Genomic DNA, 15,586 nt, shown 5'->3' on the forward strand with positions numbered 1-15,586 from the left:
GCAGGGCGTCCGTCGGCGGGCGGCGGAGCTGGGATGCGCGGATGTGCGCAGGCAGCCGGCGGCGGGCCGGTAAGGCTTCTAGAGAGGGGAAAAGCGGGCGATTAGCCGGGCTTGGAACGCGCGTAGGCGGAACGCGCGGCGACTTCCTGCGAGCTCAACAGGGTTGAGCGCAGGGCGCAGATGGCGCATGCGGCGCAGGGGAGGGGAGAAAAATGGGATCGCACGGACGCACATGCTACCAGCCGGGCGATTGCAGTCAAGCGCCGGCCCCCGCGAAAGGGGCCGGCCGGGGATGCGCGGGATCAGTTCGTGGACTGGATATTGCGCTCCTTGGCGATGCGCTGGCGCAGTTCGAGCTCGCGCTTGATCTGGGCGGCGTATTCGGCCGGGGTGTTGCCGTCCACCAGCGAGCCGCCGTCGGCCAGGCGCTGCACGGTCTTGGGATCCTGGAGCGCCTTGACGGCGGCGTCATGGATGCGGTCGATCACCGCCTGCGGCGTGCCGGCGGGCGCGACCAGGCCGTACCAGGCCATATTGTCCATTTCCGGCAGGCCGCCTTCGGTGAAGGTGGGCACGTCCGGCAGCGCGGGCAGGCGCTTGGGGGCCGCCACGGCCAGGGCGCGCAGCTTGCCGGCCTGGATGTGGGGCATGGACGAGGGCAGGTTGTCGAACTGGGCGTTGACCTGGCCGGCGATCACGTCGTTGAGGGCCGGGCCCGAGCCGCGGTAGGGCACGTGCACCATGTCGGTCTTGGTCAGCGATTTGAACAGCTCGCCGTCCAGGTGGCCGATGCCGCCCGAGCCCGAGGAGGCGTACGCGTACTTGCCGGGATTGGCCTTCAGCAGGGCGATGAATTCGGCCAGCGTCTTGGCGGGCACGGCGGGGTTCACCGTCAGCACGTTCGGCACGTTCACCATATTGGTGATGGGCGCAAAGTCCGTCAGCGGGTTGTACGGGTTCTTGGGGTTGGTGGCCGGGTTGGTGGCCATGGTGCTCACGGTGGCCACGCCCAGGGTGTAGCCGTCGGGGGCGGAGCGCACCAGCGCGTCCGCGCCGATGGAACCGCCGCCGCCGCCGCGGTTTTCGACGACGACGGGCTGGCCGAGTTCGCGGCCCAGCCCTTCGGAGACGATGCGGGCCACGATGTCGGTGGTGCCGCCGGCGGCGAAGGGCACGATGAGGCGGATGGGCTTGTTGGGGTAGGGGTCGGCGGCTTGCGCGCCGGTACTAAAGCAGACGCCTGCGATGGCGGCGGCCAGGACGGCCTTTGCTTGGGACAGCACGGTCAAGAGTCTTCTCCATAATTATCGAAATCCGACCCGGCCGGCTGCTATGGCCGGCGTCGGTGAAGCGCGCCGGGCTCTGATGCCGGCTCGGCCGACGCTTCGTGGGCGCCATTCCACACAGGAATCCCGACCCGGTCAACTCGGGTCGACCCTGAGCGGATCAGCTTGTTTGCGTTGTCGCAATAACGCGCGGAATAGCTGCCGATCACGAAAAAACCCCAATGCTGACAACGAGATGAATCGAGCGGCAATACCGTCGATTGCGCAATCATTGCGCATCGATCGTGTCGTCATCGCCCCGGTTCACACATAAATTCCTGCATAACTTACAAGAATCTGATATTTTTCGGATGAGATTCTTGGCCGGTCTTGCAAGAAAACTATTGCGTTTGTTTCTGTCTGCGCCGTTCAATGGCGTTGGTTGATGTCCCCGCGGGGCAACGTGTAGTGCAGCGACGCACCGGGCCAGGGTTCCGTCCGTTTTTCAATCCCCGGTCTGTTTCGTCTTTCGCTGCCTTGCGCTGGCGGGAGGGGGCCCGGACATTCTCGGAACGCCATGTCGCTGATCCTGATCCTCGCTCTGCCGTTCGCCGGCAGCCTGTGCGCCGCGCTGCTGCCTTCCAATGCCCGCAATGCCGAGGCGTGGTTGGCGGGCCTCATCGCCCTGGCCTGTGTGGTTCTGATCGCCAGCCTGTATCCCGACGTCGCCCACGGCGGCGTGGTGCGGGTCGACATGCCCTGGGCGCCCGCCCTGGGCCTGCAATTCACGCTGCGCATGGACGGCTATGCCTGGCTGTTCGCCCTGATCGTCTCCGGCATGGGCGCCCTGGTGGTGCTGTACGCCCGCTACTACATGTCGCCGGAAGACCCGGTGCCGCGCTTCTTCTCCTTTTTCCAGGCCTTCATGGCCGCGATGCTGGGCGTGGTGCTGTCGGGCAACCTGATCCAGCTGGTCATGTTCTGGGAAATGACCAGCCTGGCGTCCTTCATGCTGATCGCCTACTGGCACCACCGCCTGGACGCCCGGCGCGGCGCCCGCATGGCGCTGACCGTCACTGGCGGCGGCGGGCTGTGCCTGCTGGCCGGCGTGCTGATCCTGGGCCATATCGTCGGCAGCTACGACCTGGACCGCGTGCTGGCCGCCGGCGACCTGGTGCGCGCCGACCCCTGGTATCCGGCCGTGCTGATCCTGGTGGCGCTGGGCGCCCTGACCAAGAGCGCGCAATTCCCGTTCCATTTCTGGTTGCCCAACGCGATGGCCGCGCCCACCCCGGTGTCGGCCTACCTGCACTCCGCCACCATGGTGAAGGCGGGCGTCTTCCTGCTGGCGCGCTTCTGGCCGGTGCTGTCCGGCACCGACGAATGGTTCTGGATCATCGGCGGGGCGGGGCTGATCACGCTGGTGCTGGGGGCCTACGCCGCCATCTTCCAGCAGGACATGAAAGGGGTGCTGGCCTATTCCACCATCAGCCACCTGGGGCTGATCACGCTGCTGCTGGGCCTGAACAGCACGCTGGCCCTGGTGGCGGCCATCTTCCACATGATCAACCACGCCACCTTCAAGGCCTCGCTTTTCATGGCGGCCGGGGTGGTGGACCACGAAACCGGCACGCGCGACCTCGGCCGGCTGTCCGGCCTGTACAAGGCCATGCCCATCACCGCCACGCTGGCCATGGTGGCGGCGGCGTCGATGGCGGGCGTGCCGTTGCTCAACGGCTTCCTGTCCAAGGAAATGTTCTTCGCCGAGACCACGTTCGTCAGCGGCGACCGCATCACCGAGATCGGCCTGCCGCTGCTGGCCACCGTCGCCGGGGCGTTCAGCGTCGCGTATTCGCTGCGTTTCATCCTGCAGGTCTTCTTCGGCCCGCCGGCGACCGACCTGCCGCGCGCGCCGCACGAGCCGCCCCGCTGGATGCTGTTCCCGAGCGCGCTGCTGGTGTTCATGTGCCTGCTGGTGGGCGTCGTGCCCAGCCTGACGGTGGGCCCGTTCCTGGCCTCGGCGGCGCAGAGCATCCTGGGGCAGGACATGCCCGAGTACAGCCTGGCCGTCTGGCACGGCGTCAACCTGCCGCTGGTCATGAGCCTGGTGGCCACCACGGCCGGCGTGCTGCTCTACCTGGCCCTGCGCGCCCACCAGCGCGCCAACCCCGGCCGCGTGCCCTTCATCTACCGCCTGGACGGCCGCCGCAGCTTCGAGGCGCTGCTGGACGGCTCCAGCGTCGCGGCCGCCTGGCTGCTGCGCTGGCTGGCGTCCTCGCGGCTGCAGGTGCAGATGCTGCTGATCGTGCTGGGCACCCTGTTCGTGGCCTGGCTGCCGTTGCGCGCGGGCGGCTGGCTGGACGGGGCGGGCCATCTGACCCCCGTGGATCCGGCGTTCGCGCTGCTGTGGCTGGTGGGCGGGGTCTGCGCCCTGGCCGCGGCCTACCAGGCCAAGTACCACCGCCTGGCGTCCCTGGCGCTGGCCGGCGGCGCCGGGCTCATCACCTGCCTGACCTTCGTCTGGTTCTCCGCGCCCGACCTGGCCCTGACCCAGCTGTCGGTGGAAGTCGTGACGCTGGTGCTGCTGTTGCTGGGCCTGCGCTGGCTGCCGCGGCGGATCGCGCAGGACGAGGATGAGGGCCTGACCGCCACGCTGCGCGCCCGCGGCCGCCGCCTGCGCGACCTGCTCATGGCCGTGGCGGCGGGCACCGGGATGTCGGCGCTGGCCTATGCGGTGCTGACGCGTCCCCAGGGCGAGACCATCTCCTCCTACTTCGTGGACCGCGCGCTGCCCGACGGCGGCGGCACCAACGTGGTCAACGTCATCCTGGTCGACTTCCGCGGCTTCGATACCTTCGGCGAGATCACCGTGCTCGGCATCGTGGCGCTCACGGTCTACGCGCTGCTGCGCCGTTTCCGTCCGGCCACCGAGAGCGCGGACATCCCGCGCCAACAGCTGGACCAGGATGGCGGGGTGCCGGCGGCGCCCGACATCAAGTCCCCGGTGCCCGACGGTTCGATGATGGTCCCCACCGTGCTGGTGCGGCTGCTGCTGCCCACGGCGGCGCTGATTTCGGTGTATTTCCTGCTGCGCGGGCACAACGAGCCCGGCGGCGGATTCGTCGGCGGCCTGATCTTCGCCACCGCCGTCATCCTGCAATACATGGCAGGCGGCGTGTACTGGGTCGAGTCGCGCAGCCGCCTCAACCCGCAGAACTGGATCGGCATCGGCCTGCTGTTCGCGGGGTCCGCCGCGATGGCCGCCTGGCTGGCCTACAAACCCTTCCTGGCCGCGCTGGCCTGGGACATCGCGCTGCCGCTGGTCGGCCACGTGCACCTGTCCAGCGTGCTGCTGTTCGACCTGGGCGTGTACATGCTGGTCGTGGGGTCCACGGTGCTGGTGCTGGTGGCGCTGGCTCACCAATCGCTGCGCGCGCAACGCAAGGCCGCCGCCGAAATCCAGGCGGCCGCCGCTCAAACAGGGGAAGCCTGATGGAATTGATCTATGCCGTCGCGATCGGCGTCTTGGCGGGTTCGGGCGTATGGCTGCTGCTGCGGCCGCGCACGTTTCAGTTCATCATGGGCCTGTCGCTGGTTTCCTACGCGGTGAACCTGTTCATCTTCGGCATGGGCCGGCTCACGTCGGGCCGCCCGCCGGTGGTGGACCCGGCCGCGGCCCATGATCCTTCCTGGTATGCGGATCCGCTGCCGCAAGCCCTGGTGCTGACGGCCATCGTGATCGGTTTCGCCACCACCGCGTTGTTCCTGGTTGTGCTGCTGGCCTCGCGTGGCCTCACGGGTACCGACCACGTTGATGGACGGGAGTCCCAATTTTGAGTTTCTGGCTGCAGCATCTCCCCATATTGCCCATCATCACCCCGCTGCTGGCCGGCGCGGCGATGCTTTTGCTGGCCGATACCAGCCGCTACGCGCGGGCCGGGATCGCGCTGGTCTCCACCCTGGGCCAGCTGGCCGCGGCCATCGCGCTGCTGGCGGTGGCCGGCGGGGCCGTGCCGGGCGTCTGGCCCGACGGGGTAGGGGTCTACCTGGTGGGCGACTGGCCCGCGCCTTTCGGCATCGTGCTGGTGGTGGACCGCCTGGCCGCCGTGATGCTGACGCTCACCGCGGTGCTGGGCCTGGCCTCGCTGGTCTACTCGCTGGCCCGCTGGGACCGCGCGGGCGTGCATTTCCATTCCCTGTTCCAGTTCCTCTTGATGGGGCTCAACGGCGCCTTCCTCACCGGCGACCTGTTCAACCTGTTCGTGTTCTTCGAGGTGCTGCTGGCCGCGTCCTACGGCCTGCTGCTGCACGGCTCGGGCGTGGCGCGCGTCAGCGCGGGGCTGCAGTACATCGCCGTGAACCTCGTGGCTTCGTTCCTGCTGCTGATCAGCATCGCGCTGATCTACGGCGTCACGGGCACGCTGAACCTCGCCGACCTGGCGCTGCGCGCCGGCAACCTGGCGGGCGCCGACCGCATGCTGTTCGAGGCCGGCGCCGCCATCCTGGGCGTGGCCTTCCTGGTGAAGGCGGGCGCCTGGCCGCTGAACTTCTGGCTGGTCAAGGGCTACGGCTCGGCCGGCGCGCCGGTCGCGGCCATGTTCTCCATCATGACGAAGGTGGGCATCTACGCGCTGCTGCGCATCGGCTCGCTGCTGTTGCCATCGGGCGCGCCGGCGGCCTTCAGCCTGGACTGGATGTTCGCGGCGGGCCTGGCCACGCTGCTGTTCGGCGGCCTGGGCCTGCTGGCCACGCAGCAACTGGAGAAGATGGTCGGCTATTGCGTGATCGTCTCCGCCGGCACGCTGCTGACCGCGCTGGGCATGCCGGGCGTGACGCTGACCGGCCCGGCGCTGTTCTACCTGATCAGCTCGGTGCTGACCACGGGCGCGTTCTTCCTGCTGGCCGAACTGATCGAGCGCACCCGCAGCTTCGGCGCCAACGTGCTGGCCGTCACGCTCGATGCCTTCGACCTGGACGATCCGGCCTCGGTGAACCGGTCCGACGACGTGGTGGGGGTGGCGATTCCCGCGGCCATGGCTTTCCTGGGCCTGGCTTTCATCTGTTGCGCGCTGCTGGTGACCGGGCTGCCGCCGCTGTCGGGCTTCGTCGCCAAGCTGTCGCTGCTGTCGGCGGCGGTGTCCGCCGCCAATGAGTCGGCCCTGCCGATGGACGCCTGGATCCTGGTGGCGGCCGTGCTGGTGTCAGGCCTGGCGGGCCTGATCGGCCTGGGCCGCACCGGCATCCGCGTATTCTGGGCGAGCGACGACCGCAGCACGCCGCGCCTGCGCGTGATCGAGGCGGGCCCGGTGGCCGTGCTGCTGCTGCTTTGCGTGGGCCTGGCCGCCGGCGCCGGACCGGTATCGGCCTACCTGGACGACGCCGCCCGCTCCCTGGACCAGCCCAAGTCGTACATCGAGGCCGTCATGTCCGCGCAGACGGTGCGCGGCGTCAAGGGGGGAAGCTGATGCGCCGCCTCTATTTCGTATTCCTGCCCACGTTCCTGTTCGTGCTGTGGCTGGTCCTGAACCAGAGCCTGTCCGCCGGCCAGATCGCGCTGGGCATCGCGCTGGCGCTGTGGTTCACCTGGGCCGCCTCGCGCCTGCGTCCGTTGCATGCGCGGCCGCACCGCCTGTGGAAGGCCGTGCCGCTGTTCCTGCACGTTACGTGGGACATCATCAAGTCCAACATCGCCGTGGGCAAGCTCATCCTGAACCCGCGGCCCAACGATTTTTCACCCGGGTTCATCATGATCCCGCTGACCATGCGCGACCCGCACGGCCTCGCGATGCTGGCCTGCATCGTGACCTACACGCCCGGCACGGTCTGGGTGAACCTCACCGACGACCACCACCTGAAGCTGCACGTCCTGGACCTGCAGAACGAAGGCGACTGGATCAAGCTGGTGCAGGAGCGCTACGAGCGCCCGCTGATGGAGATTTTCGAATGAACACCGTACTTTATTGGGCGGCGTCCTTTGCCTTGCTTTGCTTCGCGCTGGGCATGGTGTGCGCCACCGTCCGCCTGCTGCGCGGGCCCACCGCCCAGGACCGGGTCCTGGCCCTCGACACCCTTTACATCAATGGCATGCTGACCATGCTGGTGTTCGGCATCCGCTCTGGCACCTCGGTGTATTTCGACATCGCCTTGCTGATCGCGCTGTTCGGCTTCGTCGGATCCACCGCGATGGCCCGCTTCCTGCTGCGCGGGGAGGTGATCGAGCCATGATCGAAGCCCAGATCCCGCTGTGGGCCGGCATTCCGGCCAGCATCCTGCTCGTATTCGGCGGCCTGCTGGCCCTGACTGGTTCGGCCGGCCTGCTGCGGTTCCGCACCTTCTACGCGCGCATCCACGCGCCGACGCTGGGCAACACCATGGGCTGCGGCTGCGTCCTGGCCGCGTCCATCCTGGTGTTCTCCGCGCTGTCGGCTCGCCCGGTATTCCATGAGGTCGTCATCACCTTGCTGCTGATCGTGTCCTCGCCCGTGACCGCCATGCTGCTGATGCGCGCCGCCACCTACCGCAACCGCCTCACCAAGGCCGATGCGGACAGGGACGCGCGTTAGCAGACGCACGTTAGTAGACGCGCGTTAGTAGACGCGCGTTAGCAGACGCGCGTTAGCAGACGCGCGTTAGCAGACGCACTTCCTCGGCCCGCTCGTCGCCCAACGCCCGGCGAGATCTCATGTTGCATTGCGGCAATTGAAACGTAGACTTACGATTTCACGTCGCTGGACACCTCGCCGACGCGGCATCGTGGGATAGTGGGATGACGGCCTGCTCTCCATCGAGCGAGCAGGCCCTAAGCGAGCGGCGGCGTCCCCCGGGGCGCGCCGCTCTGGTGCAAACGCTATTGAAGGAGCTGGCCATGAAGACACGACCCATGCACACCAAACGCCTTGCGGCGACCCTTTGCGCGGCAGGCCTGATGCTGGCCGCGGGGGCGCTCCACGCGGCTGATGCGACCGGCCGCGGCTCAGCCCAATCCCAGTATCAGCAGGACGTGGCGGCCTGCAAGAGCGGCGCGACCGGCCAGGACCCTGCCGCCTGCATGCGCGAAGCCGGCGCGGCCCGCCAGGAAGCCGGCCGCCAGAATCTGAAGGAAGGCAGCACCGACCAGTATCAGCAGAACATGATCGACCGCTGCAACCGCCTGCCGGCGGCCTCGCGCCAGGATTGCGTGACGCAGATGACCTCGCCCACCAACGTGCGCGGCAGCGTGCAGGGCGGGGGCGTCCTGCGCGAAACGGTGATCCAGGTGCCGGCGGATTCGGTTCCGCCCGCCTCCGGCGCCACCGGCGTTCCGGGCGCGGCGCCAGCGCCCGCCGGCGGCACGATGAGCTCGCCCATCCGCCAGTAGGGCCGGGCAGGGGCCGGGAACCCCGCGTTCCTGGCCGCAAGAGGCGCAGCCGCCGCCACATTCAGGCAAAATGGCGGCTGTCGCCCTTTTTCACGCATATTCATGTCCGACGTCATCGCCCTGGTTTTCGATTTCGACGACACGCTGGCCTCGGACAGCACGTCCGGCTTCCTGGAGAGCATCGGGGTGGACACGGCTTCCTTCTGGAAGGACGAGGTCGACCCGCTGCTGTCGCAGCAAGACTGGGACCCGGTGCCCGCCTATCTGTATCAAATGATCCGCCTTTCCCGGGAAGGCAGGCATGGACGCATCACGCAACAGCGCCTGAAGGACTGGGGCGCCCGCCTGGAGTTGCACGACGGCGTGCCCACGCTGTTCCAGCGCCTGCGCGCCGCCGTCCGGGCCGAGCAGCCGCAAGTGCAACTGGAGTTCTACCTGATTTCCAGCGGCATCGGCGACGTGGTCCGCTCCACGCCCATCGCCCATGAATTCACCGAGATCTGGGCCTCCGAATTCGTCTATGGCGCGGACGGCGGCATCGAATTCCCGCGCCGCATCGTCAGCTTTACCGACAAGACCCGCTACCTGTTCCACATCCAGAAAGGCATCATCGGCCGCGACTTCCGCAACAAGCCCTTCGAGGTCAACCGCAAGGTGCCCGAGGACCGCCTGCGCGTGCCGTTCGATCAGATGGTGTTCGTCGGCGACGGCTACACGGACATTCCCTGCTTTTCGCTGATCCGCCGCGCCGGCGGTTACGCCTTCGGCGTCTGGGATCCGAAACATCGCGACAAGCGCAGCCGGGCCTGGGGCTTCATCGAGGAGGGCCGGGTGTCGAACCTGAACCAGGCCCGCTACGACGAAGAGGCCGAACTCTACCAATGGCTGGAAGAGGCCGTGACCAGCCTGGCCGGCCGCATCGCATTGAAGTCCCGGGTGTACCGTGGTTGAGGCGGACGCCACGGCGGCGGTCTCGCCCTGGACCGCGCAGGACGCCCGTTTCATGACCCTGGCGCTGGAAGAGGCCCAGGCCGCCTACGACATCGGCGAAGTGCCCGTTGGCGCGCTGGTGGTGTCGGCGCAGGGCGATATCCTCGGCCGCGGCTACAACCGCACCATCATCGACCACGACCCCACCGCCCACGCCGAGATCGTGGCGCTGCGCGGCGCGGCCCGGGCGCTGGAAAACTACCGGCTGCCGGGCATCACCGTGTACGTCACCCTGGAGCCCTGCGTCATGTGCATCGGGGCCATGCTGCACGCGCGGCTGGCCCGCGTCGTGTTCGGCGCCTACGATCCCAAGACCGGCGCCTGCGGCAGCGTGCTGGACGTGGGCTCGGTGCCCAGACTCAATCATCACACTTCAGTCACCGGCGGCGTGCTGGCGGAACCCTGCGGCGAGTTGCTGCGCCGGTTCTTCCGTGAGCGCCGCAGCAAGGAATCCATCGCATGAGCACCCCCAAAGCCGCCAAGCCGCGCGGCGCGAAAGCCGCCGCAAGCCACGATCACGGCCACGACCACGGCCCCGAATGCGGCGACGATTGCGGGCATGACCACGCCCACGATCACGCGCTGCCCGACGCGCGCGGCATCTACCTGATCTCGCCCTCGTCCGCGGTGCGCGATCCGGCCACCGTCGAACTGGCGCGCACGCGCCTGCAGGCGCAGGGGTTCAAGACCGCCCTGGACCGCACGGCATTCGCCGAGCACCAGCGCTTCGCGGGCACCGATGCCCAGCGCCTGGCCAGCCTGGCTCGCGCCGTCAAGCAGAAGCTGCCCATCGTCATGGTGACCCGCGGCGGCTACGGGCTGAGCCGGCTGCTGCCCGCCATCGACTGGAAGGCCATGGCCGACAGCGGCAAGCGCTTCGTCGGCATGAGCGACTTCACCGCCTTCAACCTGGGCCTGCTGGCGCAGACCGGCGCGGTCAGCTACACCGGCGCCACCGCCGTCGCCGACTTCGGCGGCAAGAAGGTCGACGACCTCACCGAAGCCCTGTTCGGCGAAGTGATGCGCGGCGAACTGGAAATCCTCAGCTTCGAGACCCAGGACGCGGATCCGGTGGATTGCCGCGGCATCTTCTGGGGCGGCAACCTCGCCATGGTGGCGTCGCTGGTGGGCACCCCCTACATGCCCAAGGTGCGCGGCGGCATCCTGTTCCTGGAAGACGTGGCCGAGCATCCCTACCGCATCGAGCGCATGCTGATCCAGCTGCACCAGGCCGGCATCCTGGCCCGGCAGAAAGCCATCGTGCTGGGCCGCTTCTCCGACTACAAGCTGGCGCCCCACGACAAGGGCTACGACCTGCACGAAGCGGTCGCCTGGCTGCGCCGCACCGTCAAGGTCCCGGTGGTGACGGGGCTGCCTTACGGCCACGTGGCCACCAAGGCCACGCTGCCGATCGGGCAGAAGGTCGGCCTGGCCACCGAGCGGGGGCTGGCGCACCTGGTGCTGGACGAGCACCACCACTAAGCCGGCCGGCGCGGGGCGCTAGCGGGCCCGGACCGCGGGCGCGCCCGCCACGACCTCGCGCGCCAGATCCGGCAACGCCTTGAAAAGCAGCCGCGTGGCCGCGGTGGCGGGGCGCTGGCGGCTGATGTCCATCAGCACCGTCTGGCGGATGACGGGATCGGTCAGGCGGATCGGAACCAGGCTGCCGTCCGCCACTTCCGCCGATACGGCGTGGGCGGGCAGGATGCTGTGCAGGCCGCCGCGCCGGATGGCGTCCTTGATGACGACGCCCGAGTCCGCCTCCAGCACGACGTTCAACTCCATTCCCGCGCGCAAGGTCAGGCTGTCCAGCACCGTGCGCAGCGCGTTCGGGCGCACGGGCAGCGCCAGGGGCGCCGCGGCCAGGTCGGCCAGGCGCAGCTCGGGGCGCGCCGCCAGCGCCGATCCGGCGCAGGTAACCACCGTCATTTCCGTTTCGCACAACACTTCCAGCAGGCGCGTGGAGGCGGTGCGATAGCGGTTGTAGATGCCGATATCGATCTTGCCGTTGGCCAGCCAGGCTTCGATCTCCCCGCTATAGCCTTCGAAGACCCGCAGCCGGATGCCGGGATAGCGCGCCTGCGTGTAGGTCAGCAGCATGCCCGTCAGCGGCTGCGACAACGAGGGAATCACGCCCAGATTGACGATGCCGGCCGGCTTGCGCTGGGCGGCTTTGGCTTCCTCCAGCAACTGATCGGCTTCGAGCAGCAAGGCCTGGGCGCGCGGCATCAGGCTTTCGCCCAGCTCGGTCAGGAGCACCCCGCGCCCGGTGCGAAAGAACAGCCGTCCGCCGAGCTCCTGCTCCAGCTCGGACAACTGGCGGCTCAAGGCCGATTGCACGATGCCCAACGCGGCGGCGGCCCGCGTCAGGCTGCCGGCTTCGGCGATGCGGGTGAATATCCGCAGGTTCTTGAGGTCCATGGCTATAACCCATCTCGAATCGAGATAACTGGTTTATCGAAAATGCCCGTTCCGGATGGCTCGATTTCAGCACAGAATTCCTCATCCCTCTCGTATTCGCGCAGCGTGACATGCCGGATCGCTCCGGCAAGCCCCAAGGAGTCAGCAGATGAGTTTCGAGGAAAGTGCCGGCCCGCTCAAAGGCCTCCGCATTCTTGATCTGTCCACCGTGGTGGCCGGCCCCTGGGCCGCGACGCTGCTGGCGGACCTGGGCGCCGACGTGCTCAAGGTGGAAATCCCCGGGGTGGGCGATCCCTTGCGGGCGCTTGCGCCGCACAAGGAGGGCGTGCCCCTGTGGTGGAAGGTGGCGAATCGCAACAAGAAGGGCATTTCGGTCGACCTGCGCACCGCCGAAGGGCGCGACATCGTGGCGCGCCTGCTGCCCGGTTTCGACGTGCTGGTGGAGAACTTCCGCCCCGGCACGCTGGACGGCTGGGGCATGTCGCGCGAATGGCTGCACGAGCAGAATCCGGCGCTGACCATCCTGCGCGTGACGGGGTTCGGCCAGACCGGCCCCTACCGCAACAAGCCCGGATTCGCCCGGGTGTTCGAAGCGATGAGCGGCCTCACCAATATTTGCGGCGAATCGGACGGGCGGCCCCTGCACATGGGGTTCCCCATCGCCGACGCCGTGGCCGGCCTGTTCGGCGCGCTGGGCATCGTCGCCGCGCTGTACCGCGAGAAGGTGGCGCCGCGAGGGCAGGGCCAGGAAATCGATTGCTCGCTGATGGAATCGATGTTCCGGGTGATGGACTTTCTTCCCATCGAATACGACCAGCTCGGCATCGTCCGGGGGCGGCTGGGCAACAGCAGCCAGTATGCGGCGCCGGGCAACGTGTACCGGACCCGGGACGGCCATTGGGCCTCCATCGCGGCATCCACGCAGCGCATTTTCGAGCGGCTTTGCGTGGCGCTGGAACTGACCGGCGTGGCCGAGGATCCGCGCTACCGGACCAATCCCGACCGGGTGCGCAACCGCGAGGCGCTGGACGCGCTGGTGGCCGACGCCATCGCGCGCCGCACGCTCGATGAACTGGCGGCCCTGCTGGACGCACATGCCGTGGGATTCAGCCCCATCTACGACATCGCGGACATCTTCCGGGACCCGCACATCGCGGCCCGCGAGGGCATCGTGTCCGTGGACGACGACGAACTGGGGCCCGTCAGGATGCAGAGCGTCGTGCCGCGGTTCTCCGAGACGCCGGGCGCCGTGCATCACGCCGGGCCCAGCCTCGGGCAGCACAACGAGGAGGTGCTGGGCGCGCTGGGTTACTCCGGCGCGCAGCGGGCGGGCCTGCGGGAGCGAGGGGTGATCTGAAGCCGGTTCCATCGCCACGGAGCCGCTTGCAGACAGGCCCGGGCGCCATCAGGAGGAGACAGCAATGCGTGCATGGACAGCAGGGTGGATATTTGCGATCGGCCTGATCGCGGCGGCGCCGGCGCAGGCGGCAGCCGAATGGCCCGCCAAGCCGGTCAAACTGCTGGTGGGGTTCCCGCCGGGGCAGGCGACGGACGCGGTGGCGAGGATCCTGGCCGAACGCCTGTCCGCCAAATTGAAGCAGCCGGTCATCGTGGAGAACCGGCCGGGGCAGGGCGGCAGCATCGCGCTGGCGGCGCTGGCGAAGTCCGCGCCCGACGGCTACACCATGATGCTATCGGCCACGGCGTCGCTCGTTACCAATCCGCATCTGTACAAGTCCACCGGCTACGACACCTTGCGCGATTTCGAGCCCGTGGGGCTGGTGGCCGACCTGCCGATGGTGCTGGTGGCCAATGCCTCGCAGTCATTCGACGACGTGGCGGGGCTGCGCGACTACGCGAAGCAACATCCCGGCGCGCTGAACTTCTCGTCGTCCGGCAACGGCACGCTGTCGCACCTGGGAATGGTGATGCTCCAGCGCGAGGCCGGGCTGCAATTGACCCATATTCCGTATCAGGGCAGCGCCAAGGCGATGACGGACATGATCGCCGGCAACGTCGCCATCGGCCTGGACACGGTGGCGGTCACGCTGCCGCATATCCAGTCCGGGCGCCTGAAGGCCCTGGCGGTGGGCGCCAGCCAGCGCCTGCCGATGCTGCCGGACACGCCCACCTTCGCCGAAGCGGGCTATCCCGCCTTCCAGGCGAATCCATGGCTGGGGATGCTGTTCCCGAAGGGCACGCCCAAGGACATCGTGCAGCGCATGAACCGGGAAATCGGCGAGGCCGTGGCCACGCCCGCGCTGGCCCAGTCGCTCAAGTCCATCGGGGCGTTCGCGCGGGTCGATACGCCGGAGGATTTCACGCAGCTGCTGCGCCAGGAATACCGCGGCTGGGGCGAACTCGTCCAGCTGTCGGGCAGCCGCGTCGACTAGGGCCCGGGCCCGCCGCAACGATCAATCACAAAGGAAAGCCGATGAAGCATGACGATCCCTTCAAAGCCCTGGTCCTGACGCAGGATGACGGCAGGACGCAGTCCGAGCTGCGGGACCTGACCATTGCCCGCCTGCCGCCCGGCGACGTGACGGTCAAGGTCGATTATTCCAGCCTGAACTACAAGGACGCGATGGCGGTGACGGGCAAGGGCCGGATCGTGCGCGACTTTCCCATGGTGCCCGGCATCGACCTGGCGGGCACCGTGCTGGAGTCCAGCGCGGCGGACTACCCGGTCGGCACGCCCGTGGTCCTGACGGGCTGGAGCGTGGGCGAACGCTTCTGGGGCGGCTACAGCCAGGTGCAGCGCGTCAAGTCGGAATGGCTGGTGCCGCTTGCGCCGGGCCTGGACAGCTTCAAGGCCATGGCCATCGGCACGGCCGGGCTCACCGCCATGCTCTGCGTCATGGACATCGAGGCGGCGGGCGTCGCGCCCGGCGCCGGGACGGTGCTGGTCACCGGCGCGTCCGGCGGGGTGGGCAGCGTGGCCGTGGCGCTGCTGGCCCGCCTGGGATACCGGGTCGCGGCGCTGGTGCAGCCCGGGCGCGAATCCGTCCACCCGTACCTGACGTCGCTGGGCGCGGCCGAGATCGTGTCGGGGCCGGAATGGGCGGAGCCGCCCAAGCCGCTGGAGAACCAGCGCTGGGCCGCCGCCGTCGATACCGTGGGCTCGAAAGTGCTGGCGCGGGTCCTGGCGTCGATGGAATATGGCGGCGCGGTCGCGGCCTGCGGCCTGGCCGGCGGCGCGGACCTGCCCGGAACGGTCATGCCCTTCATCCTGCGCGGCGTGCGGCTGCTGGGGGTGGATTCGGTGATGTGCCCGATTTCCAAGCGGCGGCAGGCCTGGGAGCGATTGGGCCAGGTCTATGAGGAAATGCCGTTCGGCGACATCGCCGTCACCGCCGGCCTGGCGCAGGTGCCGCAGCTGGCCGCCCGGCTGATGGCGGGGAACAACCGGGGGCGATACGTCATCGACGTGAACCGGTAGCGCGCAGGCGCGGCGGCGGCCGACGGGCCGCGCCGCCAGGGCGAAAACGCGGGGCGCGGGGAGGGGAAACGCGGAGCCGCAAAGGGGCAAACGCGTCCGGCGGGGCGCGTGACG

15 protein-coding genes are annotated in these 15,586 nt (G+C 68.6%); 13 read left to right on the forward strand and 2 right to left on the reverse strand.

All coding sequences use genetic code 11. The annotated features are described in order from the left end of the window. Positions 1–302 precede the first annotated feature (302 nt). Positions 303–1,289, reverse strand: a complete 987-nt coding sequence (locus tag ADE01S_RS15075; protein WP_062682536.1) for a Bug family tripartite tricarboxylate transporter substrate binding protein — start codon at positions 1,287–1,289, stop codon at positions 303–305. A 553-nt stretch (positions 1,290–1,842) separates the two neighbouring features. Between ADE01S_RS15075 and ADE01S_RS15080 the strand changes: the two genes are divergently transcribed. From ADE01S_RS15080 to ADE01S_RS15125, 10 genes are all read left to right on the forward strand, one after another. Then, positions 1,843–4,758, forward strand: a complete 2,916-nt coding sequence (locus ADE01S_RS15080) for a monovalent cation/H+ antiporter subunit A (RefSeq protein ID WP_062682537.1) — start codon at positions 1,843–1,845, stop codon at positions 4,756–4,758. After that, positions 4,758–5,102: a Na+/H+ antiporter subunit C gene (locus tag ADE01S_RS15085; RefSeq protein ID WP_062682538.1), complete on the forward strand. Its 345-nt coding sequence runs from the start codon at positions 4,758–4,760 to the stop codon at positions 5,100–5,102. The genes ADE01S_RS15080 and ADE01S_RS15085 overlap by 1 nt, the downstream gene beginning before the upstream one ends. Continuing rightward, positions 5,099–6,730: a monovalent cation/H+ antiporter subunit D gene (locus ADE01S_RS15090; protein WP_062682539.1), complete on the forward strand. Its 1,632-nt coding sequence runs from the start codon at positions 5,099–5,101 to the stop codon at positions 6,728–6,730. Before ADE01S_RS15085 ends, ADE01S_RS15090 begins: the two co-directional genes overlap by 4 nt. Further along, complete coding sequence (locus tag ADE01S_RS15095) at positions 6,730–7,212, forward strand: Na+/H+ antiporter subunit E (RefSeq protein ID WP_062682540.1); 483 nt, start codon at positions 6,730–6,732, stop codon at positions 7,210–7,212. Before ADE01S_RS15090 ends, ADE01S_RS15095 begins: the two co-directional genes overlap by 1 nt. Then, positions 7,209–7,490 carry a K+/H+ antiporter subunit F gene (locus ADE01S_RS15100; RefSeq protein ID WP_062682541.1) on the forward strand — a complete coding sequence of 94 codons (282 nt, stop codon included), beginning with the start codon at positions 7,209–7,211 and terminating at the stop codon, positions 7,488–7,490. Before ADE01S_RS15095 ends, ADE01S_RS15100 begins: the two co-directional genes overlap by 4 nt. Further along, complete coding sequence (gene mnhG / locus ADE01S_RS15105; protein WP_062682542.1) at positions 7,487–7,828, forward strand: monovalent cation/H(+) antiporter subunit G; 342 nt, start codon at positions 7,487–7,489, stop codon at positions 7,826–7,828. Before ADE01S_RS15100 ends, mnhG begins: the two co-directional genes overlap by 4 nt. A gap of 302 nt (positions 7,829–8,130) precedes the next feature. Next, positions 8,131–8,622 (forward strand): hypothetical protein, encoded by a 492-nt coding sequence (locus ADE01S_RS15110; protein WP_082775809.1) that lies wholly within the window; start codon positions 8,131–8,133, stop codon positions 8,620–8,622. A gap of 102 nt (positions 8,623–8,724) precedes the next feature. Further along, complete coding sequence (locus ADE01S_RS15115; RefSeq protein ID WP_062682544.1) at positions 8,725–9,573, forward strand: HAD family hydrolase; 849 nt, start codon at positions 8,725–8,727, stop codon at positions 9,571–9,573. Further along, positions 9,566–10,075, forward strand: a complete 510-nt coding sequence (gene tadA / locus ADE01S_RS15120; RefSeq protein WP_075873411.1) for a tRNA adenosine(34) deaminase TadA — start codon at positions 9,566–9,568, stop codon at positions 10,073–10,075. The genes ADE01S_RS15115 and tadA overlap by 8 nt, the downstream gene beginning before the upstream one ends. Next, a complete protein-coding gene (locus tag ADE01S_RS15125; protein ID WP_062682545.1) occupies positions 10,072–11,094 on the forward strand; it encodes an LD-carboxypeptidase in 1,023 nt (340 codons plus the stop codon). The genes tadA and ADE01S_RS15125 overlap by 4 nt, the downstream gene beginning before the upstream one ends. Positions 11,095–11,112: 18 nt before the next feature. Here ADE01S_RS15125 and ADE01S_RS15130 read toward each other — a convergent pair whose 3' ends face one another. After that, complete coding sequence (locus tag ADE01S_RS15130) at positions 11,113–12,033, reverse strand: LysR family transcriptional regulator (RefSeq protein ID WP_062682546.1); 921 nt, start codon at positions 12,031–12,033, stop codon at positions 11,113–11,115. Between the two features lie 148 nt (positions 12,034–12,181). Here ADE01S_RS15130 and ADE01S_RS15135 point away from each other — a divergent pair, with 148 nt between their 5' ends. The 3 genes from ADE01S_RS15135 to ADE01S_RS15145 all read left to right on the forward strand — a co-directional run bounded on the left by ADE01S_RS15135 (position 12,182) and on the right by ADE01S_RS15145 (position 15,472). Continuing rightward, entirely contained in the window at positions 12,182–13,390 is a 1,209-nt protein-coding gene (locus tag ADE01S_RS15135; RefSeq protein ID WP_062682547.1) for a CaiB/BaiF CoA transferase family protein, read from the forward strand. Between the two features lie 64 nt (positions 13,391–13,454). Beyond that, positions 13,455–14,426, forward strand: a complete 972-nt coding sequence (locus ADE01S_RS15140) for a Bug family tripartite tricarboxylate transporter substrate binding protein (protein ID WP_062682548.1) — start codon at positions 13,455–13,457, stop codon at positions 14,424–14,426. Positions 14,427–14,467: 41 nt separating this feature from the next. Next, positions 14,468–15,472 (forward strand): MDR family oxidoreductase, encoded by a 1,005-nt coding sequence (locus ADE01S_RS15145; RefSeq protein WP_062682549.1) that lies wholly within the window; start codon positions 14,468–14,470, stop codon positions 15,470–15,472. The last annotated feature ends 114 nt before the right edge of the window (positions 15,473–15,586 follow it).

It is taken from the genome of Achromobacter denitrificans NBRC 15125, from assembly GCF_001571365.1.
Taxonomy (GTDB): domain Bacteria; phylum Pseudomonadota; class Gammaproteobacteria; order Burkholderiales; family Burkholderiaceae_B; genus Achromobacter; species Achromobacter denitrificans.